The sequence below is a fragment of the Metabacillus arenae genome (genome assembly GCF_014773385.1).
Taxonomy (GTDB): Bacteria; Bacillota; Bacilli; order Bacillales; family Bacillaceae; genus Metabacillus_D; species Metabacillus_D arenae.
Genome location: NZ_JACXAI010000007.1, coordinates 197759 through 220490, shown reverse-complemented (window position 1 = coordinate 220490; position 22732 = coordinate 197759). Strand labels below are relative to the sequence as shown.

At 38.6% G+C, this 22732-nt stretch carries 22 protein-coding genes and 1 pseudogene; 14 read left to right on the top strand and 9 right to left on the bottom strand.

The window, feature by feature from the left end; translation table 11 throughout:
• On the top strand, positions 1 to 211 hold a 211-nt coding region (locus tag IC621_RS26395; protein WP_224752396.1), incomplete at its 5' end, for a hypothetical protein.
• A 159-nt stretch (positions 212 to 370) separates the two neighbouring features.
• Here IC621_RS26395 and IC621_RS08515 read toward each other — a convergent pair.
• The 3 genes from IC621_RS08515 to IC621_RS08505 all read right to left on the bottom strand — a co-directional run bounded on the left by IC621_RS08515 (position 371) and on the right by IC621_RS08505 (position 3799).
• Positions 371 to 1561 (bottom strand): macrolide family glycosyltransferase, encoded by a 1191-nt coding sequence (locus tag IC621_RS08515; protein WP_191157713.1) that lies wholly within the window; start codon positions 1559 to 1561, stop codon positions 371 to 373.
• Between the two features lie 306 nt (positions 1562 to 1867).
• Positions 1868 to 2626 (bottom strand): yteA family sporulation protein, encoded by a 759-nt coding sequence (locus tag IC621_RS08510; protein ID WP_191157712.1) that lies wholly within the window; start codon positions 2624 to 2626, stop codon positions 1868 to 1870.
• A gap of 237 nt (positions 2627 to 2863) precedes the next feature.
• On the bottom strand, positions 2864 to 3799 hold the full coding sequence (locus IC621_RS08505) for a 1,4-dihydroxy-2-naphthoate polyprenyltransferase (protein ID WP_191157710.1): 936 nt from the start codon (positions 3797 to 3799) through the stop codon (positions 2864 to 2866).
• A gap of 281 nt (positions 3800 to 4080) precedes the next feature.
• Between IC621_RS08505 and IC621_RS08500 the strand changes: the two genes are divergently transcribed.
• The 10 genes from IC621_RS08500 (at position 4081) to IC621_RS08455 (ending at position 15949) form a co-directional block, all read left to right on the top strand.
• Positions 4081 to 5499 carry an isochorismate synthase gene (locus IC621_RS08500; protein WP_191157708.1) on the top strand — a complete coding sequence of 473 codons (1419 nt, stop codon included), beginning with the start codon at positions 4081 to 4083 and terminating at the stop codon, positions 5497 to 5499.
• Positions 5492 to 7234, top strand: a complete 1743-nt coding sequence (gene menD / locus IC621_RS08495) for a 2-succinyl-5-enolpyruvyl-6-hydroxy-3-cyclohexene-1-carboxylic-acid synthase (protein ID WP_191157706.1) — start codon at positions 5492 to 5494, stop codon at positions 7232 to 7234. The genes IC621_RS08500 and menD overlap by 8 nt, the downstream gene beginning before the upstream one ends.
• Positions 7231 to 8070 (top strand): 2-succinyl-6-hydroxy-2,4-cyclohexadiene-1-carboxylate synthase, encoded by an 840-nt coding sequence (menH, locus tag IC621_RS08490; protein WP_191157704.1) that lies wholly within the window; start codon positions 7231 to 7233, stop codon positions 8068 to 8070. Before menD ends, menH begins: the two co-directional genes overlap by 4 nt.
• The gene (menB, locus tag IC621_RS08485) at positions 8060 to 8878 is read left to right on the top strand and encodes a 1,4-dihydroxy-2-naphthoyl-CoA synthase (RefSeq protein ID WP_191157702.1); all 819 of its coding nucleotides are present in this window, start codon (positions 8060 to 8062) and stop codon (positions 8876 to 8878) included. The genes menH and menB overlap by 11 nt, the downstream gene beginning before the upstream one ends.
• A gap of 201 nt (positions 8879 to 9079) precedes the next feature.
• Positions 9080 to 10534, top strand: coding sequence for an o-succinylbenzoate--CoA ligase (locus IC621_RS08480; RefSeq protein ID WP_191157731.1), 1455 nt, complete (start codon positions 9080 to 9082; stop codon positions 10532 to 10534).
• Position 10535: 1 nt separating this feature from the next.
• The gene (gene menC, locus IC621_RS08475) at positions 10536 to 11648 is read left to right on the top strand and encodes an o-succinylbenzoate synthase (protein ID WP_191157700.1); all 1113 of its coding nucleotides are present in this window, start codon (positions 10536 to 10538) and stop codon (positions 11646 to 11648) included.
• Positions 11649 to 11915: 267 nt separating this feature from the next.
• The gene (locus IC621_RS08470) at positions 11916 to 12836 is read left to right on the top strand and encodes a metal ABC transporter solute-binding protein, Zn/Mn family (RefSeq protein ID WP_318153017.1); all 921 of its coding nucleotides are present in this window, start codon (positions 11916 to 11918) and stop codon (positions 12834 to 12836) included.
• 142 nt (positions 12837 to 12978) lie between these two features.
• Positions 12979 to 13731 (top strand): metal ABC transporter ATP-binding protein, encoded by a 753-nt coding sequence (locus IC621_RS08465; RefSeq protein ID WP_191157698.1) that lies wholly within the window; start codon positions 12979 to 12981, stop codon positions 13729 to 13731.
• 12 nt (positions 13732 to 13743) lie between these two features.
• Positions 13744 to 15072 (top strand): metal ABC transporter permease, encoded by a 1329-nt coding sequence (locus IC621_RS08460; protein WP_191157696.1) that lies wholly within the window; start codon positions 13744 to 13746, stop codon positions 15070 to 15072.
• On the top strand, positions 15062 to 15949 hold the full coding sequence (locus IC621_RS08455) for a metal ABC transporter permease (protein WP_191157694.1): 888 nt from the start codon (positions 15062 to 15064) through the stop codon (positions 15947 to 15949). The genes IC621_RS08460 and IC621_RS08455 overlap by 11 nt, the downstream gene beginning before the upstream one ends.
• A gap of 487 nt (positions 15950 to 16436) precedes the next feature.
• Here IC621_RS08455 and IC621_RS08450 read toward each other — a convergent pair whose 3' ends face one another.
• The 4 genes from IC621_RS08450 to IC621_RS08435 all read right to left on the bottom strand — a co-directional run bounded on the left by IC621_RS08450 (position 16437) and on the right by IC621_RS08435 (position 19608).
• Positions 16437 to 16625 (bottom strand): hypothetical protein, encoded by a 189-nt coding sequence (locus IC621_RS08450; RefSeq protein ID WP_224752395.1) that lies wholly within the window; start codon positions 16623 to 16625, stop codon positions 16437 to 16439.
• A 154-nt stretch (positions 16626 to 16779) separates the two neighbouring features.
• Positions 16780 to 16935 (bottom strand): DUF1540 domain-containing protein, encoded by a 156-nt coding sequence (locus IC621_RS08445; protein WP_191157690.1) that lies wholly within the window; start codon positions 16933 to 16935, stop codon positions 16780 to 16782.
• Positions 16936 to 17006: 71 nt separating this feature from the next.
• Positions 17007 to 18053, bottom strand: a complete 1047-nt coding sequence (locus IC621_RS08440) for a cytochrome d ubiquinol oxidase subunit II (RefSeq protein ID WP_191157688.1) — start codon at positions 18051 to 18053, stop codon at positions 17007 to 17009.
• Between the two features lie 202 nt (positions 18054 to 18255).
• Complete coding sequence (locus tag IC621_RS08435) at positions 18256 to 19608, bottom strand: cytochrome ubiquinol oxidase subunit I (RefSeq protein WP_191157686.1); 1353 nt, start codon at positions 19606 to 19608, stop codon at positions 18256 to 18258.
• A gap of 156 nt (positions 19609 to 19764) precedes the next feature.
• On the opposite strand from IC621_RS08435, the gene IC621_RS08430 reads away from it, so the two are divergent.
• Entirely contained in the window at positions 19765 to 20025 is a 261-nt protein-coding gene (locus IC621_RS08430) for a type B 50S ribosomal protein L31 (protein WP_191157684.1), read from the top strand.
• A 232-nt stretch (positions 20026 to 20257) separates the two neighbouring features.
• Positions 20258 to 21193, top strand: a complete 936-nt coding sequence (locus IC621_RS08425) for a CobW family GTP-binding protein (RefSeq protein ID WP_191157682.1) — start codon at positions 20258 to 20260, stop codon at positions 21191 to 21193.
• A gap of 141 nt (positions 21194 to 21334) precedes the next feature.
• Here IC621_RS08425 and IC621_RS26390 read toward each other — a convergent pair.
• Both IC621_RS26390 and IC621_RS08420 read right to left on the bottom strand, forming a co-directional pair.
• Positions 21335 to 21594, bottom strand: a pseudogene (locus IC621_RS26390) (NAD(P)H oxidoreductase); the annotation flags it as partial.
• The gene (locus tag IC621_RS08420) at positions 21575 to 21814 is read right to left on the bottom strand and encodes an ArsR/SmtB family transcription factor (protein ID WP_191157681.1); all 240 of its coding nucleotides are present in this window, start codon (positions 21812 to 21814) and stop codon (positions 21575 to 21577) included. The pseudogene IC621_RS26390 and the gene IC621_RS08420, both read right to left, overlap by 20 nt.
• Before the next feature lie 300 nt (positions 21815 to 22114).
• On the opposite strand from IC621_RS08420, the gene IC621_RS08415 reads away from it, so the two are divergent.
• On the top strand, positions 22115 to 22729 hold the full coding sequence (locus IC621_RS08415; protein ID WP_191157679.1) for a TetR/AcrR family transcriptional regulator: 615 nt from the start codon (positions 22115 to 22117) through the stop codon (positions 22727 to 22729).
• Positions 22730 to 22732: the final 3 nt, after the last annotated feature.

Genomic DNA, 22732 nt, shown 5'->3' with positions numbered 1-22732 from the left:
CGGAGGAACGATTTATGAGCTGGCAGCAGGTGTTAATTGTCCAGAATTTTGTGATATTAGCCGGGATCCGCATATACGATCTGGAACACATATACGATCGGGAACTTTCATATACGATCGGGAACTTTCATATACGATCGGGAACTTTCATATACGGTTCGGAACTCTCATACATGATCCGGAAAAACACTCTTATTCCATTCTGATGTAAAGTGACAATAATATTATTTAATTTTAAAACCTCAAACAAGCATAACCCCGTTCTAAATTAAGAACTGGGGTTAAAATTTAGTTGATTCATTTTTTATGTAAGATTCTTCACGGTACTTAAAAATATAACAACTAAAAATGTAATAAAACATTTTTATTGTCAATCAACAAGTGATTCTTTTAAATAATTGTCAATTGTTGATAGAGCTTTCTTTTCTCCTCCAGCTTCTTTAAAGCTCTTGCTTATCTTCTTAGCATTCTCTCGGTAAAAAGCGTTGGACAACACTAGTTGCACAGCTTCTTTTAGCTTTTTTATATTTAATTCATGCGGATCAAGTCTATACCCGGCTTGAAGTTCTACTAATCGATCAGCTATCATAGGCTGATCTGAGGTATGAGGTATGACGACAAGGGGCACCTCATAATAGAGAGCCTCACTCGTGCTATTCATACCTCCATGAGTAATAAAGACGTCAGTATGCTGTAAAACTTCGAGCTGAGGTACATATCTACGTACAATAAAGTTTTCTGGAAAAGGCAGAAGTTTAGCTAAATCAGTAGCCACCCCCACCGAAACAACGACTTTCCCTTTGAAGTCTCTAAAAGCATCTATGCAGATTTGGAAGAAAGTCTCAAACCCTTGTAAGACGGTACCCATGGAAATATACAGCACTTTCTGGTCTTTAATCTCTTCTAATGGAAAATCATGCTTTTGCACCCGTTTCGTGATAGAAGGCCCTATGAATACGTATGAATTATCCATGTATTCTCCACCTGGCTGAAACGCTCTACTTGTATAGACAATATTCAAATTAGCAGTATTCATCATAAATTGAAAAGGGTTCTCTACTTCTACATGAAAACATTTCTCAATCCGTTCTGTTAAAACCTCGTTTTCCTTTTCAATTTCTGGTGATGGACCTGAAGAAGGATCCATATGGTTTTCTAGTATCTTCAAAAATTGTTCTTGAGGTATAGCCAAAGAAGATGATGAAGAGATAGAAGGCAGGTTTAAATAATCTTTGACAAGTAATCCTGCACCGAATGTATCATGATACACATAATCAAATTGTATGGAATGAGATAACTTTTGAACAACAGTCAAAATATCATAGGAAAGTTTTAAATGGATCTGTAAAAATTCATGAATATTCGATATTTTTTGAGGTGTAATTCCCTTAAGATGATTGGGATGAAGGTACACATTAGCACCCAAGCCTTCAATTCTCTCTTTAAATTCTTTAGTAGTTACATAATGAACTGAATCTCCGCGATCAATTAATGCTTTTACAATACCAAGAGTTGGATTAATATGACCCTCTGCTGGAAAGTTTATCATTAATACATTCATACGTTTTCTTATCCTTCCCCTCAATTAATCTTTTTCTATGCATTATCTGGCGAATTTCAATAGCCGGTGAATACAAAAGTTTATCTTACCCTCTTGATATAATGATACAAACCTTATAAAAAAATATCATCGGTAAAGGGTATGATTTATCATCTACGACTTTTGAATGAGCAAAAGTTCCAGTTTGAGTGTCTGTTTGTCCAATATGTTTTCCAGTTCACGACATTTCCGATCTGGTTTCCGCGACAAATGAGCCAGGGTTGAAAGGTTTGAGCTAAGTTCTGATAACAAAAACGAGCCCCTATATTAGGATGGCTCGTTATCGTCTGTATATGGATCTTTCTCATAACCAGGCAAATCACCAAATGGTGTCATTAAACCTTCTTCATCGAGCATGTCTTCATATTGCTCGTGGCCGATACCAGGATAGACATTTACTTCGTTTCCGTATAGATCTGTTGCTGCAAAGTTTTCGTAGTCTTCTACATAGCCCACTGGGTCATCAGATTCTAAATAGACATCGTTATAGTGATCAACAGGATAATCAAGGTCAGAGGGTGATTCAGATGAACCGTACCGAGCAACCTCTTGCAGGGTATCTTCTGCATCGTATGCTTCAACGTCTTCTCCATCAAATTCAAATTTTCCAAAAGGGGGCATAAGGACACCTTCCTCAATAGGGCGGTTATGTGAGACGATTTCTTCTCGAGCATGCTCTCGGCAAGTTGTTGCAGTTGGTATAGCTTCTAACCGTTCTTCCGGTATTTCCTTACCACATACCTCACACGTTCCATATTTTCCTTTTTCAATTGCTTGCAGGGCTCTGTTGATATCTTCCAGCTCTTCTTCAATATGTTCATTTAATGCAATATCTTTTTCTCTTTCATAAAGCTCAGTTGCTTCATCACCAGGGTGGTTGTCGATGCTTGATAACTCACCAACTGAATCATGGGCATGGCTTCTTTTGAGACCAAAATGTTCATTCATTCCAAATCTGTTTTGTATTTCTTGTTTCGTTTGTAGCAGCTGTGAGCGGAAGGCGGCTAGCTTTTGTGGGTTTAGCACTCCATCCACACTCCTTCCTTGTTTAAAATTTAATGCCTATCATTAGTTTGATCCATCTTGCTAAAATCATGTTTGTAAAAAAATGCAACTATAAAAAATTCACTCAAGAAAAGGATAAGACGAAGCTTCCGGAAGGGACGGAATTGTCTCTAATGGTTTGTCTTGTGATTTAAAAGTCAGGTTATCCTTTAATTAATAACAAAAAAACACGGTATAACTTGTATACCGTGTTGGAAATTAAATTAAAAAGCTTATAAACAGCCCTAAAGAAAGCAGAAAACCAAAGATGGTATTTGTTTGGGCGGTTGATTTCATGGCCGGCATCATTTCAATCGGCTTTTTTTTTCCGATAAATTGTTTAACTGCCTGTCTTGCTTTCGGGATACTGAATAATACGAGTAAACTCCAGGCAGTTGCAATTCCCGTTACAACAAATAAAATGATCAAAATAAATGACACAATAAACATACTCGCAAGGAAGCGAATCGCATTTTTTTGTCCAATTAGGATCGCCAGCGTTTTGCGGCCATTTTCTTTGTCACCATCAAGGTCTCTTATATTATTAGACAACATGATTGCACCAACTAAAATTGAAATTGGCAGCGATAATAAGAAAACATCTAAGGCTATCATTCCCGTTTGGATATAATAAGAAATCAGGATGATGACAACTCCCATACAGAAGCCAGATACAAGCTCCCCAAAAGGAGTATAAGCAATTGGTTTTGGACCGCCTGTATAAAAATATCCTGTAGCCATGCAAAGTATTCCAATAACAGCAATCCACCAACTGCTGATCATGCAAATATAAACGCCGAGAGCTGCGGCAATTGCAAAGAATGCAAGGGCAAGTCCCATTACTGTTTTTGGCTTGATCCCGTTTCTTACGATTGCTCCGCCAATTCCTACTGATTCTGCATTGTCGAGACCTCGTATATAATCAAAATACTCGTTAAACATATTCGTTGCTGCTTGAATTAATATCGAAGCAAGCAGCATTGCTAAAAATAACCATATGTTCATAAAGCCTTCTTTAAACGCCATGACTGTCCCGATTGTTACAGGAATAAAAGCGGCCGTTAATGTATGGGGTCTTAAGAGCATCCACCATATCCGCCAATTTTTATCAGGTTCTAAAGAAGGAACATTATGGGCTTCAAATTGTGTATGCATAGACGTTCGCTCCTTATTTGAAATATACATACTGCTCCATTCGTAAGTTTAGGGGAATCTAAAACAAGTGTCAATATTTTTAAAAAGAACTGATTCTTGTTTTTTTCATGACCATGGATTGTTATATCTCCTTTTCTTTTCAATCATTTAGGAGAAGTTATATAATAATGTTAGAAGTCGTTTTATACCCTTCATTTTAAACGATTTTCGCTTCTATTGACACTTTTTTATAACAGGTGTATGTTAATATAAGCAATTTTATGGACTCTGGGGGAATGTAAGTGGTTACAACATTGCAAGACACATTCAAACAGAACATTTTGAATGCGCTAGAACAAGCTAAGAAAAAAAATAAATCCGTGTTGGTTAGTCATGTTGAAAAAATCCAGCCGATCGACCCCCTTCAGTTTTATTCTCAAGGAGAAGAAGCATTTTTAGGTGAACGTTTCTTTTGGAAAGCTCCTGGTCATAATCTGACAATCGTTGGCTTAGGAAAAGAAGATAAAATCTCAACAGACGATCACACAAACAATCGCTTTCATTATATCGAAAATATTTGGAAGCAGCTAAAGGAATCCTATATAAATAATATAAATTTAGATCGATCACATCAGGCTACCGGGCCTATTTTATTTGGAGGTTTTTCGTTCGATCCTTTAAAAGAGAAGGACCAAAAATGGGATACATTCTCAGAAGCAAACCTCATGCTGCCGAAATTGATGTATACATTAGAGGAAGGCAATGGTTTTTTAACGATTAACCAGCTTGTTTACCCGAATGACTCTTTTAGTCATTGCATAAAACATTATGATGAATTGAAAAATTATGCATCTGTGAGCGGCCATTTTTCATGTGGATTTCAGGAAATAGAGTATAGGATGGAAGAGAAGAATACTAGGGAATGGCTTGATGCCATCAAGCAAGCAACAAAACAAATCCGCAGGGGTGAGTTCAATAAAGTTGTTCTTGCAAGAGAAGTCAGCCTGTCTTTTAATAAAACGGTCGATATTTATCGTGTTTTAGCTTCACTTATCGAGGAACAAACATCCAGTTATATTTTCTCCTTTGAAAAGGGGAGGCAGTGCTTTGTTGGGGCAACCCCTGAACGGCTTGTAAAAAAAGAAAAGGATCAATTGTTGTCCACATGCCTTGCTGGTTCAATTAAAAGGGGACAAACTGTTAAGGAAGATGAACAGCTCGGGCTGGAACTCTTAAATGATCCAAAAAATTTAGAGGAGCATGCTTTTGTCGTGAAAATGATATCAGATGCTGTTTCAGATTGCTGCGAAACTCTTGATGTTCCTAAAGAACCCGCTCTTTTGAAAACGAAAAATATTCAACATTTATATACACCTGTAAAAGGTAAAATGAAGCCTGGATTTTCGTTATGGGACTTAATTGAAAAGCTCCATCCTACTCCAGCATTAGGCGGATATCCAAAAGAGAAGGCGATTGAAAAAATCCGTGAGCTGGAACCTATGCACAGAGGCTGGTACGCGGGACCAATTGGCTGGATTGATGCAAATGATAATGGAGAATTTGCGGTCGCCCTCAGATCAGGTCTAATAGAAGATGACCAAGTCAGCTTGTATGCTGGTTGTGGAATTGTGAAAGATTCCGTACCGGAAAGAGAATACTACGAAACACAAATTAAATTGAACCCAATGCTGTCGGCTTTAGGAGGAACCATTCATGAATAATGAATCGCTGACAAAGTATATAGCCCATTTTGTAGATGAACTAGCAGCGAATGATGTCACGAACATCGTCATCAGTCCTGGTTCAAGATCAACGCCCTTAGCTGTTTTAATGGCTGATCATTCTGAGATAACTATTCACGTTCTAATAGATGAACGTTCAGCGGGGTTCTATGCGCTAGGTCTTGCCAAGGCTTCCCGTAAGCCAGTAGGTTTAGTATGCACTTCAGGAACAGCAGCAGCCAATTACTATCCGGCCATAATTGAGGCACACTATTCCCGTGTGCCTTTACTTGTGTTGACAGCAGACAGGCCGCATGAGCTTAGAGATGTTGGAGCACCGCAGGCGATTGATCAAAACAAGCTTTATGGAGAATATGTAAAGTGGTTTGCTGATTTAGCCCTGCCAGAGCATTCATCCTCTATGCTTCGATACATAAGAACGGTGACTGCGCGTGCAATTGGGACAACTCTTGCTAAACCAGCCGGTCCGGTTCATCTGAATTTTCCTTTAAGAGAGCCTTTACTGCCTGATTTGAATTACCTCAAATGGGATGACTTAAGGGAGCGTTCAAAATTTGTGCAGCTTCCTCAGTCCATTTCAGTGATAAATGAGGAAGAAACAAAACGTTATGCTGATTTTCTCTCTTCAAAACAAAAGGGATTAATTGTTTGCGGTGAGTTGCATGAAGAAAAGTTTTCTGAATGGATAATTGCCCTTTCTGAAAAGCTGCAATTTCCGATTTTAGCTGACCCGCTGTCTAACCTAAGAAGCGGAAGTCATACAAAAAAGACGATCATTGATCAATATGACTCTCTTTTAAAGGATGAAGAGATTAAGCAGCATTTAAAGCCGGAAGTAGTCATTCGCTTTGGATCCATGCCTGTATCAAAACCATTGTTCCAGTTATTAAGAGATCATCCTGAAGTGTATCAAATGGTTGTTGATGGTCATGGAGGGTGGAGAGATCCGACAATGGCAGGCAGTGAAATGATCGAATGTGATGAAACAAGGTTTTGTAAAAGCCTAGTTCACATCCTTCCAGAAAAAAAAGAATCAAATTGGCTTGAACAATGGGTGAACATAAACCATGTTTTTCGAAATCATTTGAATGACCAATCACCTGACAATGAGCCTATTTTTGAAGGTTCGATCTACCAAGATTTAAAAGATTTATTGCCGGAAAAGTGCCAGCTTTTCATTGGGAACAGTATGCCTATACGTGATATGGATACCTTTTTTCAAAATACGAATAAACAAATAAACATTTTTGCCAATCGGGGGGCAAACGGAATTGATGGTGTCGTATCCGCTGCATTAGGGGTAAGTGCCGCAAGTTCGTTTCCGTCCTATTTAGTTATCGGGGACCTGTCATTTTATCATGATTTGAATGGATTACTCGCTTCTAAAATGTTGAAGATCCCGTTGACCATATTATTAATAAACAATGATGGAGGCGGAATCTTCTCCTTTCTCCCTCAATCTAAGGAGGAGAAGCATTTTGAAGCACTTTTTGGAACCCCATCAGGACTTGATTTTCAAAAGGCCATTGAGATGTATGGTGGAGCCTTTTGTAGAGTGAAGACAAGGTCTGATTTACGGGCTGCTCTTCAATCCAATCAACAAAAAGGGCTGCAAGTAATTGAAATCATAACCAATCGACAAACACGTGTCAAAACTCATCGGGAATTGTTAGAACGCGTTTCCCAGGAAATAAAAAGGGAGTTTCTTACATGATTGTCAAAATCCGAAATGTTAACTATCATGTAGAAATTACAGGGAAGGGTCCTCCTCTTCTTTTGTTGCACGGATTTACAGGAAGCGCTGAGAATTGGAAGGAATTCAAAGAGATCTGGAAAGAGTATCAACTGATCTCCCTAGACATAATCGGACATGGCCAGACGGATTCTCCTCATACTGTCTTCCATTATGATATGATGAAGATGGTCGAAGATTTAAACGAGCTTTTAAAAAAGCTAGGTATTGAATCTGTTCATATTCTTGGATATTCAATGGGCGGGCGTCTTGCCCTATCTTTTGCAATGACCTATAAAAACCGAGTCAAATCATTAATTTTAGAAAGCAGCTCCCCGGGATTAAAAACAGAACAAGAAAGGTCAGAAAGAAGAAAAAGTGATGAAAAGCTAGCTGCATATATTCAAGAGGCAGGAGTGATGTCTTTTGTTGATAAGTGGGAGAACATTCCTTTATTTAAGTCTCAAAAGGAATTACCATCCCATTATCAACAATCGATCCGTTCCCAGCGGCTTAAAAATGACCCTGTGGGATTGGCTAATAGTTTGCTTGGAATGGGGACTGGCTCCCAGCCTTCTTGGTGGAACATGCTTTCTCACCTGTTCATTCCTGTTCTATTAGTTTGCGGGCAAAAAGATGAAAAGTTTTGCCGAATTGCTTTTGAAATGGCAGATAGGCTGCCAAAGCGTGTAATTAAGAAAGTGAATGGTGCCGGTCATGCAATTCACGTGGAACGGCCGCAAATTTTTGGTACAATAGTAGATGAGTTTTTATCTGCGGAAACGCATACTAAAGGAGGCAGCATAAATGGCTATTGAATGGGTAAGTAAGCGCCAATATGAAGAAATTCTATATGAAACATATAATGGGATTGCAAAGATCTCTATCAACCGTCCGGAAGTACATAATGCTTTTACACCAAAAACCGTGATGGAATTAATTGATGCTTTTGCACGTGCAAGAGATGACTCCGATATAGGTGTCATTATTTTAACTGGAGTTGGAGACAGAGCATTCTGTTCGGGCGGAGATCAGAAAGTCCGCGGACATGGAGGATATGTTGGGGATGATGAGATTCCTCGTTTAAATGTTTTGGATCTTCAGCGGTTAATCCGGGTGATTCCAAAGCCGGTTATTGCGATGGTAGCAGGCTATGCGATCGGCGGGGGACATGTTCTCCATGTTGTATGTGATCTTACCATTGCAGCAGACAATGCTGTTTTTGGACAAACTGGACCTAAAGTGGGCAGCTTTGATGCAGGTTATGGTTCTGGATATTTAGCTAGAATCATCGGTCATAAAAAAGCACGTGAAATTTGGTATTTATGCCGTCAATACAACGCACAGGACGCATTAGAGATGGGACTTGTAAATACCGTTGTTCCATTAGAGCAATTGGAAGAGGAAACAGTGAAATGGTGTGAAGAAATACTTGAGAAAAGTCCGACTGCTATTCGTTTCTTAAAAGCAGCTTTCAATGCAGATACAGATGGTCTGGCAGGTATTCAGCAATTTGCCGGGGATGCGACATTGCTGTATTATACAACCGATGAAGCGAAGGAAGGAAGAGATTCCTTTAAAGAAAAACGCAAGCCAGACTTCGGTCAATTCCCTAGATTTCCTTGATCCTTAACTAGTATAGGGATGACTCCCAAAGTGTGATGCACTCAGAGGGTCATCCTTTTTGTATATTTTTATGCTGTTTTCTAAAAGACCTAATCGACTGATGCTTCTAATCACTTAACTTTCCAAGTGATCGTCTTTTATCGAAAAACAGCTTTATTTTATAATGAGAAGGTGTCAAACGTGGTAGAGAACCAGACAAGTATGCCTAATTGGCTTGTTCAGAGAACTTATTTAACTCCTGACCGGATTGCGGTTCGTTTTAAAGAGGAGAACTATACTTTTAAACAAATTCATGATAAGGTCATGATTTTTTGTCAGAGGCTGTCAGCTGAAGGAATCAAGCACAGGGATATCGTTGCTGTATTAATGAGAAACAGTGTAGAAATGATGGCAGCTGTCCATGCACTTAATAGTATAGGGGCAGTGGCTCTTTTATTGAATCATCGGCTGACACAAAGAGAAATCCAGTGGCAAGTTGAAGATTCAGGAGCTAAATGTGTTCTAGTGGATGAGGAATTTAAAGAGTTAGTCTGTTCAAGCATCACTTACATAACTCTTGAGCCATTACATAATAGCGATAAAATGACAGCTGATATTTATATACAAAGGGAATTTCCTTTAGACAGGGTAGCAACCATCATGTATACATCTGGAACTACAGGGAATCCGAAAGCTGTCCAGCAAACCTATGGGAACCATTGGTGGAGTGCAGTTGGGTCTGCTTTGAACCTTGGGTTATCTGAAAAAGACTGCTGGCTTGCGGCTGTTCCGCTTTTTCATATAAGCGGTTTATCCATTCTGTACCGCAGTGTCATATATGGCATAACGGTTGTGCTCCATACCGGGTTTGACGAAAAAAGAATAAATCTTTCGATTATCAAAGATAAAGTCACAATCATTTCTGTGGTGACAGCGATGTTAACGAAGCTTTTGAATGAACTTGGACCATCTTATTATCCGAATTATTTAAGATGTGTTTTACTTGGCGGGGGACCTGCACCTGTCAGCCTGCTTGAAAAATGCAAGGAGAAAGAGATCCCAGTCTTTCAAACCTATGGTATGACCGAGACATCCTCACAAATCGTTACCCTTTCCCCAGAAGACAGTCTGAAAAAGCTGGGATCGGCAGGAAAGCCGCTTTTTCCATGTCAAATTCAAATCCGCAAAGACGGGAATATGTGTGCACCGAATGAGCCAGGTGAAATTGTCGTAAAAGGGCCCAATGTAACACGCGGATACTATAAACGTGAGGACGAAACCGCCAAGAGCATTCGTGATGGGTGGTTTTATACGGGTGACTTCGGTTATATAGATGAAGAAGGATTTTTATATGTGCTGGATCGTCGTTCTGATTTAATCATATCCGGTGGAGAAAACATCTATCCGGCTGAAATTGAAAACATTCTACTGTCTCATCCATCTGTAAAAGAAGCCGGAGTTATCGGAATACAAAATGCCAAATGGGGACAGGTGCCTTGCGGATTTATTGTCCGGAACAATTTTGTGCAGGCAGAGGAACTACTGAATTTTTGTGAGCAGCATTTAGCAAAATACAAAATTCCAAGAAAAATCGTATTTGTTAAAGCTCTTCCTCGAAATGCGTCAAATAAGTTAGTAAGAAGAAAATTGAAAGAAATGATTTCAGAAGGTGAATGAATTGATTCGTATTCAAAAAGTGGTGCTTCATCATCTTTCATTAAAATTAAAAACACCATTTGAATCAAGTTTAGAAACGGTAACAGATCGAGAAAGCATCATTGTCGAGGCAGAGGATCAACGCGGTGTGGTTGGATATGGGGAGGTCGTCGCATTCTCATCTCCCTGGTATACAGAGGAAACCATTCAAACCTGTTATCATTTGCTGAAGGATTTTCTAATTCCTTTAGTCTTTGGAAACTCTTTTGAACATCCAAGTGAAGTTCAAAAGGTTTTTAAAAGGCTGAAACGCAATCAGATGGCAAAATCAGCAATTGAGGGAGCGATCTGGGATATTTACGCAAAGAAGCAAGAGACTTCATTAGCACTCCAGCTGGGAGGGAGCAGGAAGGAAATTGATGCTGGTGTTGTCGTTGGTATTTCTAATCAAAAAACCATGCTGAATCAAATCGAAACATATTTAGCGGATGGTTACAAGAGGATAAAAATTAAAATTAAACCATCTCAAGATCTTTCGATTGTACGTGAAATTCGAAAGCATTTTCCTAATCTTCCGCTTATGGCAGATGCGAATTCCTCATACAAGCTTACAGATATTAATCGCTTAAAAGAATTGGATCAGTACAATCTATTGATGATTGAACAGCCGCTTGCAGCTGACGATATCGTCGATCACCGGCTTCTGCAAAGCCAAATCGAAACTCCCATATGCTTGGATGAAAGTATTGTTACATTTGAAGATGCTAAAAAAGCGATTGAATTGGGAAGCTGTAAAGTGATCAATATTAAACCAGGCAGAGTTGGCGGTTTGACGGAGTCGATAAAGATTCATGACTATTGCATGGATCATGCAATTCCTGTTTGGGTTGGAGGAATGCTGGAATCCGGGGTTTCCAGAGCTCACAATATTGCTCTGGCAAGTCTAGAAAATTTCTCGATTCCTGGAGATTTATCAGCTTCCACCCGTTATTGGGAGGAAGATATTATCCTACCCGAGGTTGAAGTCCGGAACGGAAAAATTAAAGTTCCGATTGATATGCCGGGTATTGGCTTCGGGCTAAATGAACAGGCTATAAAAAAATTCACAACAAAAATTGATCAGTTTAATAAGTAGACTGTAGAATGCTCTTTTAGATAGGGCATTTTTTTGTTGATTATTGGCAAAAATGTCGAATTTGTATTATTGACAATTTATTTGTGCTGTATTAGATTGTTGTATATAGGAAACATTTTTCGTTCGAGTAATAAAACGTGTATTTGGCAAATACATATTAACAAAATGGGCGGTAATTTCATAATTTAGTTTGACTTAAATTTTTTTAGCTTAAAAGTTGTATAAGGTCAAAAAAAATTCGTCCAACAAACATTCAGGAGGGAAAAAATGAACAAGTGGTTTGCGATGTTTATATCAATCCTATTAGTTGCAGCAATGTCAGCTTGCGGAAAACAAACAACAGGTGAAAATGGAAAAATTAAAGTTACAACAACGATCGCACAAATAGCTGATGCTGTCCAAAATATCGGCGGTGAACATGTAGAAGTTACTTCTCTAATGGGTCCTGGAGTTGACCCTCACTTATATCAAGCTTCTCAAGGAGATATGAAAAAATTATCCGATGCCGATATTATTTTTTACAATGGTCTCCATCTTGAAGGGAAAATGGGCGAAATTTTTGAAAAGATTGAAAAGCAAAAACCAACTATACCTGTAGCTGATGCTATCCCAAAAGATGTTCTTTTAAATGATGCAGCGAATAGCTCGGCACACGATCCTCATGTTTGGTTCAGCATACCAAACTGGCTAAATGCTGTAGATGCAGTTGAAAAGGAATTAGCAGAATTAAATCCTGATTTAAAAGAAGAGTTTGCTGCTAATGCCGATGAATATAAAACCAAATTACAAGAGATGGACAATTATGCAAAGGAACAGATTGACAGCATTCCAGAAAAGAGCCGTGTATTGGTCACTGCACATGATGCATTTGCTTATTTTGGAAAGGAATATGGATTTGAGGTTATGGGCCTTCAGGGGCTAAGCACAGACTCAGAGTATGGATTAAAAGATGTGCAAGATTTAGTAGATGTGTTAGTGGAAAGAGATATTAAAGCTGTTTTTGTTGAAAGCAGTATTTCTGAGAAATCGATTAATGCAGTAGTTCAAGGAGCGAAAGAGAAGGGCCATGAGGTGGAGATTGGCGGAGAACTATACTCAGATGCAATGGGGGAAGAAGGAACTGAGGAAGGAACATACCTGGGGATGTTTAAACATAATATCGATACCATTGTTTCTTCTTTAAAATAGGCTTTTATATAAAAGCAGTCAGTGGATCACCGATTGCCTCTAAAATCTCGTCTGACCTTTCACCTCAGGGAGCACATTCAAAATGATAAACATTGTTTCATTTACAACAAAGCCTTATTAATAACAAAATAGAGGTGTTTTCATGAATCCAGTTTCGATTAAAAATTTGACTGTGGCGTATCATAAGAAGCCTGTATTGCAGGAAGTTAGCTTTCAAGCTCCAGAAGGAAAGCTGATTGGAATTATTGGCCCGAATGGAGCGGGAAAATCTACTTTGATTAAAGCTGCTCTTGGATTGATACCAACAGCTTCAGGAGAAATTAAAGTATTTGACGATCAATACAAAAAACAGCGCAAGCGAGTGGGCTATGTTCCGCAAAGAGGCTCGGTTGATTGGGACTTCCCTACAAATGCATTAGATGTTGTATTAATGGGGAGATACGGCCATATCGGCTGGCTGAAAAGACCTAAGAAAAGGGATGTTGAGCTGGCTAAATCCTGCCTTGACAAAGTAGGAATGCTCGAGTTTGCTAATCGCCAAATCAGCCAGTTATCTGGAGGACAGCAGCAACGTGTCTTTCTGGCAAGGGCGCTTGCTCAAGATGCAGATGTGTATTTCATGGATGAACCCTTTGTGGGTGTCGATGCTGCTACAGAAAAAGCTATCATCTCTTTATTGAATGAATTAAAAGCAAAAGGGAAAACCGTACTCGTTGTTCATCATGATTTGCAAACAGTTGAGGAATATTTTGATTGGGTTTTACTTTTAAACATGAGAAAAATAGCCTTTGGTCCAACAAAGTCAACATTTACTGTAGATAATTTACAAAAAACATACGGCGGGCGCCTCACATTTTTAACTGATCAGCAAGTCGCAGTAGATGGGAAACAATAGGAGTGGAGCAGAATGCTTGAGCAAATTTTTATTCAGTTGCAAAATTCCAACACCCAATGGGTTTTAGCAGGAACATTCTTTTTAGGAATCGCAAGCGGTGTGTTGGGCAGCTTTGCATTACTGAGAAAGCAAAGCTTAATAGGTGATGCAATGGCCCATGCTGCTTTACCTGGTGTTTGTATTGCATTTATATTATATGGACAAAAATCACTTTTCTTATTTCTAATAGGTGCTGCTATTGCTGGGCTTGCAGCTACCTGGCTTATCCAAACAATTGTCTCCCATTCGAGGATAAAAGAAGATACAGCTCTTGGAATGGTGCTTTCGGTCTTTTTTGGTTTCGGAATTGTTTTATTAACCTATATTCAACAAACAGCCTCAGGGAATAAGAGCGGTCTTGATGACTTTTTATTTGGGCAGGCAGCATCAATGGTCGGCCAGGATGTTCGTTTAATAACCATTATCGCATTAACTCTGCTGATTATCACCTTCTTGTTTTTTAAAGAGTTTAAGCTATTAACCTTTGACTCTCAATTTGCAAAAGGGATTGGTTTGAAAACAAGTTTCTTAAACGGGCTCCTAATGACCCTTATTGTATGTGCGGTTGTAATTGGATTGCAGACAGTAGGCGTTATTTTAATGGCTGCCATGTTAATTACACCTGCAATCGCAGCAAGGTACTGGACCGAAAAGCTGAGTGTTATGACAATACTCTCGGGCGTCATTGGAGGGATCTCAGGAATTATCGGGACTTTGCTCAGTACAACCACAAAAGGAATGGCCACAGGGCCGCTTATCATCGTGGCAGCTACAAGCATCTTTTTAATTTCCTTGATCATTGCCCCTAGAAGAGGCTTGCTCTCACAATTTATTAGAATGGTTAAATTAAAGGAAAAAACAGCGAAGGAACAACTATTACTTTCCTTATATGACTTAACTGAAGAGGCAGAAAGGGAGCATTCAGAGCCGGATTTATCTAGTGTTGAATTAAAGGAAAAGCGGAATATTTCTGATCAACTGTTCACGAAATATATCATGGAGTTTGAAAAGAAAAAATGGGTGAAGCGAACAGGCGGAATGTCATGGAGGCTTACTGAAAAAGGTCTTGAAGAAACATATGATCTAGCTCTGAAACAAAGACTTTATGAAATGTATTTAATGCATGAAATGGAAATGTCAAACCTCCAATTAAATCAATATGATGGGTTTGATGTCAACCAAATTCCTTGCGAAATGAAAAACCGCTTGTTTGAATTGCTGTCGATTCATCATCGGCTGCCATCCCTTTTGCCAAAAACGAAGTCACTAGGACAGAAAGGATGGAGAGCAAATGAGCTATGAAGCATGGATCATCATGACAGGAATGCTTGTTGGGGTATCCTGTGCATTAATTGGCAGCTTTTTAATCCTAAGGAAAATGGCTATGCTCGCAGATGCAATCAGTCATACGGTTTTACTAGGAATAGTTGGAGCGTATTTGGTGACTAGAACACTTGATGGGCCTTACTTGCTGATTGGTGCAGCTTTAGTTGGTCTTTTAACTGCATTTTTAGTTCAATTGTTAAATGGAAAAGGAGTTCAGGGGGATGCCGCAATAGGTGTTGTTTTTACGTTTCTTTTTGCAGTAGGAGTGATCCTTTTATCACTGTACGGCGGAAATGTCCATTTAGATGTAGACCATGCACTAATGGGGGAAATAACGTTTATTCCATGGGATACATTGTCGTGGAACGGTTATGAGCTTGGGCCAAAAGCGGTTTGGATGCTGGGCAGTGTCCTTGTTATCAACCTGTTAATTTTCACGATTTTCTACAAAGAATTTAAACTTGCTTCCTTTGATCCAGAAATGGCTTTAGCGATAGGAATTCCTGTTATGTTCATTCACTATTTACAAATGGGAATGCTTTCGATTACGACGGTTGCGTCTTTTGATAGTGTCGGAGCTATTTTAGTCGTAGCGATGCTGATTGTTCCCCCGGCGGCGGCTTACCTCCTTACAGACAGACTATTGACGATGTTAATCATTAGTGCAGGTATGGGAGCTTTATCAGCTGTGGCCGGCTACTATACGGCAACATGGCTGAATGTTTCAATTGCAGGTTCCATGGCCACCATGACAGGAATTCTGTTCTTGATTACATTTGTGTTCTCACCAAGGCATGGCCTCCTTTCAAAATGGATAGCAAAACAGAAGACTCCTGTGAAAGGTGCTATGTGAAAGGTGCCAGGCACTGCTAATGAAATGGAGAAAGAGCGCCTTGCTGTGAGCCTTGTCAGTTACCCACATTTGGCAACTGCAGAGTGAGTTTGCTATATGCTCAATTTTCGGGGAATTCATAAGGAGGTGGGGGCTAATCATCAGTGGAGGATGAAATACCCCTCCCATTGCAGCTCTTTTTACAGTTTGTTCACAATTATGTGCAATTAATTTAAAAAACCTCTCAATTATTTCGTAAGGTCTAGCAATTATTTTGGAAACCCTCGCAATTATTTTTAAAAGTCTAGCAATTCTTTTTCAGGGATACTACCAAATATTAAATTGTAACTTCGGATTACTTATAATCTTCTAAATACAATTAACCCGGTCTTTTTATCAAAAGAGACCAGGTTTTTTCTTAACGTCGATAAATAAAATCGGCTTTTTCTCCAAATTCTTCAAATACCATCTCTGGCCATAACTCTTAGAAAGGCGATTCTGATTTTAGTTATTCAAGCATTCCAAATTCCCATGCTCGATTTGTTATGTGGTCTTCAATATCCGCTGGGAGGTTCTCAAGGTAACCATATTGGTAATCCCAAAGATTTGTAAAGCTGTCGACACTTGCAGTATAGGTTTGCTGGTCAGCATCCTTCATTTCCATCCGAAAGGATTCAATTAGGCTTTCTTTGCTCATCAAAACAACTCCTTCTGCAATATGTATAAAATATAAAAGTGCTATAAACATTACATTGGGCTTTTAATTAGAAGTGACCTTCATGATTCATTAAAGTTAGAGACCTAGCCATTACTAAATGGGCAAGGACAGCATAAATTGCTGTCCTCCATTCTTACATATCTTCCGGCTTAAACGTTTTACAATCTGTTTCCTCACTTCTGGATGCTTTATCTCCAGCGTGTGAAACAACATATATGGCATCTGCACCACACTTATTTCCTTCGTCCCAATAATGACAGTTATTTACTTCACAAAGAACTTTTGCCACCGCATATAACCTCCTTTACAATAAGGTTCAACCACAGTTTTCCCAATTCTACTAACAAACATTCATATTACTTACTCATGTTGCTTCACATATCTTTTGTCTTTCATAAACAATTTCCAAAAATAATAAAAACCAGGAAATAAAATGGAGAAACCGACAATATAAGTAATAAACAGGGCTCTAAATGTATTAGGGTGGGTAAATCCCGACTGAATTGTTATGTCAGGAAAAATCATATAAGGAAGATGTCCACTGCCATATGCAAAGCTTGCTAATAAATACTGAATTGTGACAGCAATGACAGCTAATCGCGGCTGTCCTTTTGTTTTTTTATGACGGGTATTTGGTAAAAACAGAGCAATACCCGCAACGAAAAACATAGCAACAGAGCCAATTAATACTGGCAGGAAATTCAGCATATTTTCATAAATCCAGTTTGCTTCCGTTCTCATCGTAACCATGATCGAAACGGTTGAAAGGAAGGAAAGCGGGCCTAAAATCAGGGCATCACGGCGGTAAACCTTATAGGCTTCAGGCTCGTCAGCAACATTGGAATAATCTGCCAACAACAAAGATGATAAAAAAAGGGTGCTTGAGATGGCAAACGCTATAAAAGCATAGGTATGAAGGCTTGAAAATACACGGTTAAGCTGCAATTGGTAAACCCCATTTACCTCATCTATAAATCCTTCGACATGAGTAATTGGTAAAACCAATATAAGAATTGCCGGAATAATAAATCCTGAAATCCCCGAAATATAGGTTAGTGCTTTTTCATAATCCTTTGCAATATGTGAAAAAACAAGGAATCCGCTTCGGATCGCTAAAAGCAGCAGAATTAAGCTTCCGGGAATTAATAGAACTGTACCTAGAATAAAGGTAGCTCCCGGAAAAAAGCTGAATAAAGCAACAACAATAGCAACAATAAAAACATTCGTTACTTCCCATGTTGGGGAAAGGTAACGATTAGCAATATTGGTGGCTTTCGTTTTTTCTTTGTTAATATAAATCATCGACCAAAAGCCAGCTCCAAAGTCCATCGTTGCCATAACAGCATAAATAAACACAAACCCCCATAGGACTGTAATAGCTATGAGAGCATCTGTTGATATTTCCATCAGGACATCTCCTTTTTCAAATAAAGTAGTGTGCTGCGTATAACGCGTTGATCACTAGGCCACGAGCTAAACTGTCTTCAATAGGTTAGTTATGATGGTAATCATCGATTTGAAATAAAGAAATAAAGGTAAATGGCGGAGTCTCAATTGCTTAAATTTCTTGATTGATTAGAGGGCAACCGCTGCCTAAAAAACCTTCGTTCTAGACAGTCACACCCTTTTCCTTATCTGAAGGTGTGTCAAGTTCATGTTCAACAGGATGACGTTTAAAGTAGTACCTTAAAACGAGTAATACAGCTGCACCCAAAATGAGATAGACGAGTGTAAAGAGAATAAACAACAAGCCAATTTGTCCAGTTGTCGTCACAACATCTTCCGTTTTTAGAATTCGATAAATGACCCACGGCTGCCGGCCTGTACAAGCAAATATCCAGCCGAATTCAATTGCCATGAGAGAAAGCGGCCCAGCAATTGTAAATGGCCATAACAACCACTTAGGGAAATGGTCTTTTTTTAAGACTCTTTTCCAAACAAATCCGGTAATAGAAAAAAGAATTAGGAGACTTCCAATCCCAACCATCGCATTAAACAGGGTATGTACAAACAATGGGGGCCAATATTCCTCTGGAAATTCATTTAAGCCAATGACTTTTGTATCAAAGGCATCAGCCGCGAGAAAACTTAGAGCCCATGGAATTTCAATACCGAATTTAACTGATTGAGATTCTCTATCTGTCCAACCTCCAACAGTAAGTGGTGCATAGTCGGTTGTTTCAAACAGCCCTTCTGCTGCAGCTAGCTTCTCAGGTTGATACTCATGCAATAACTGGGCAGATTCATGTCCATTTAATGCCGTTAGAAAGGAAAAAATTCCTCCGATGACAAGACCAAGCATTAATGCTTTTCTGTGAAAGGTATATAAACGTTCATTTTTGTGATTTCGCAGCATTTTATAAGCAGCAATCGAGGCGATCATAAAAGCCCCTGTCATATAGGCTGAAACCACAACATGACCTGCCGTTGTCAGAAAGCTCGCATTAAAAAAAGCGGCCCAAGGGTCTACATCGATAATTTCGCCGTTTGCAATCTGAAATCCAGCCGGGGTCCCTTCAAATGCATGAACATTTGTAATTAAAACAGCTGAAGCTGTGGCACCTAGTAAAACCAAGCTCACACTAACGATTCTCATTTTAGGAGAAATTCGATCTGCGGCGTATACATATATAGACATAAAAAGGGCTTCTACAAAGAATGCATAGATCTCAATCTGAAAAGGGAGGGCCATGACCTTTCCTATAACCTCCATAAACCCTGGCCACAATAGGGCAAGCTGAACTCCTGCAATCGTTCCAGTTGGAATAGCTACACCTAATAAAACTGCCTGGCCTTTTGTCCACCTTCTTGCCATGACGGCATAATCATGATCTTTTGTTTTTTGAAACAGAATTTCGGAAAATAAGATCATCAGGGGAAGACCTACTCCCAAGCTTGCAAAGATAATATGGAAGCCCATAGTTGTTCCGAAAAGTGATCTCGCAATGACTAAATCGTCCATGACATGTCCGCCTTTCTTTCAAAGCATTTCCTAAATCTCCCCTTATTGTCCACTTTTTTCAAGTTATTATTCTTAAGTGGGCATTGTTGTTTGACAAAGAAGATGCGGACTTGTAATATATAAATCGTAAGTATTACGTTTAAGGAGTGGTAGAAAGTGAAACAAAATATCCACCCAGAATATCGAAAAGTTGTATTTATGGATTCAAACAGCGGATTTAAATTCATGAGTGGATCAACAATGTCTTCCACAGAAACAATTGAATGGGAAGATGGACAGTCATATCCATTAATTAAAGTGGAAGTAACTTCGGACACACACCCTTTTTACACAGGCAGACAAAAATTCGGTGATCGCGGTGGACGTGCTGAACGATTCATGAAAAAATATAATATGAAGAAATCAGACAACAAGTAGCAAGCCACCCAAGCTTGCTTTTCTTCTTTTTTCAATTAAATGCAATCAGTAAATCCCAATTACTTTCTGAGTAGCGTGCAAATATCGAGGTAACGGTACAAATATTTTGATAACGGTGCAAATATCGGGGTAACGATGCTAATATTGCAATTATCCGAGCAACTGAACCGAGTGCACCCTTAGGTTTTGTGGTAATTAACTTTATTAGTAAGGGAAGAGAGGAGCCCAAAGCATGATTCCTGTGTATGTGATCAGCGGTTTTTTAGGAAGCGGAAAGACAACAGTCCTCCTACATATGATAAAAGAATGGAAAGAACAGGGTAAAAAAGTGGGGATCATTCTAAATGAATTAGGAGACGAAAATGTTGAAAAGCATTTGTTTAAGGAAGAGACGATTTATGAGCTTTTAAATGGCTGTATTTGTTGTTCTATTCAAGAAGATTTAAAAACGGCGCTGCAGCAATTTATTACTGAGCAAGAAAAAAATCCAACTGATGTATTATTAATAGAAGGAACCGGAGTTGCTAATCCGATTGAGATTAAATCAACCCTTTTATCTGCAGATTTTATTGATCAATTTCAGCTGTGCTCGATGATTGGCGTAGTCGATGCTAGCCATTACCTGGAATATCAGAGCGTTTTTTCTAGTTCCAAGGAGATTCGGGAATTGCTGCGAGAACAAATTAGTTCATCGACTCTTTTGCTAGTTAACAAAAAGGACCTTGTGTCTGAAAGGGAAAATCAAAAAGTTTTTTCTAAACTAGAAAAAATTGTTGGGGAAGAGGTTGCTATCATTCCAACGACTTTTGGAAAAGTTTCCATGGACATTTTAACAAAGGAACGACATCAAACGGTAAGCTTCTCATCAGCTGAAGTTCATGAAAAAGATCATGTTCACCACCACCATCATCATATTCATGCTCTGAAAATAACCGAAGTAACACTTAAATCCCGAAAAAGCTTGGAACAATGGCTTAAACGTCATTCTTTATTACGCGCAAAAGGGATTGTCTTTATTGAGGATGAAAATAAATATTATGATGTTCAATTTGCTGCAAATAAAGCTAGATGGCATGAAACAGAAAAGGCAGATACACTCTTGATCCTTATAGGGGACTCCCTTAACGTAACAGAGCTGCATGAGTCTGCTGCTATCCAATTAATATAAATAAAATTAGTTGGATTTAAAAAGTAGTGGAGTTTCCAAAAGCCGCATTTTTATGCTGGAAATGCGGCTTATTCAAATCATTCCAGAAAGTTTCAGTTAATTAAAAGAGCTGTTTACCTTTTGTTTGTTTGATTTCAAAATTTAATTTTTGGCATAATTTAACCCAAGGTCATAAGCTTGATTTAGCAATTTTTCAATAAGTTCAGGCTTTGAATTCAAGGTTTATATAATATTTCAACTTTCGAATTTGGTATTCCTGCATACTCAGCCAAACCAACATTGAGGTAATGAGTGATCATCTTAACATATTGTCTTTTCTGTAAATGTTCAATTGAAGCACCAGCCAGGCTGAGCCACACTACATTTTTATGATGAAGCTTGTTAGAGCCGTAAGCAAAACCCTAGTTGATTTATCCGGATGGCATGTATGTCTAAGTAATCCTTATTGATGATCACTAGCCCTGCATCCCTTAATTTTCGAAGATGTTTAGAAACCCCTTTCTGGCTTAGCAGTGTACAAACAACTAATTCTCCTACAGACCTTGGTCTTGTTCTAAGAAGGTCTATAAATTTTCTACGGTTTTCCTCAGCTATAGTTGTGGTGTATTTTTCCTCATCCATATTTATCACATTTCTATAATTAAGTTATAACCACATAGTTATATTGCCAATCGGCAATATAAAAGTAAAATTCATTTATCATACCTAAAATAGATTGATTCAGTTATTAAGCAATCTGGCCCTATTCACAAAGAAAGAGCACATTTCTTACTTCTGAAATGCGCCCGATTGCAGAAGATTGAAAAAAAAGCAAAAGATTGACATAATGTTCCATCACAGTTATTATAAAAACATAAAAACGAATCATTTATTTGTTTTTATGTTTTGTGTCTTATATTTAGAAAGGAGTTAGTATAATAGATGCCACAATTTAGCCAAGCAGAGAAAGAAAAAATTAATGAACAATTACTTATTGTCGCTAAGCAATTGTTTTCTTCCAAAGGGATAAAAAAGACTTCGTTAGAGGAACTAACTTCTACTGTAGGAATTGCCAAGAGTAGCTTTTATGTATTTTATGAATCCAAAGAGGCCCTCTATTTAGAACTGTTGGATCAAGAAGGACCTGGTATTGAGGAAAGTGTATGGGGAGTCGTAAATCAGAAAACCAGTATTCAAGAGAAAATTAAAGCCTATCTTCATGAAATGGTTCACGAACTAGATAGTAATCCTTTAATGAAACGATTACAGACACATCCAGAAGAGCTACAGATTGTTGCACGCAAAGTAACTCCCGAATTTTTACAGAAAAAAACAGAACGGAATGTGCTTCCATTACTCCGATTTATCGATCAACAAAAAGAAGCAGGGGAGCTAATTGAAGAAGATTCATCAGTCATCATGGGATTTATGCGTGCTGCCATGACTATTAGTTGGCATAAGAAAGACATTGGAACAGATTTATATTCCAAAGTAGAAAACATGATGTTTGATGCTGTATCTAGCTATTTAGTGACACCAAAATCACTAAAGGAGTGATGT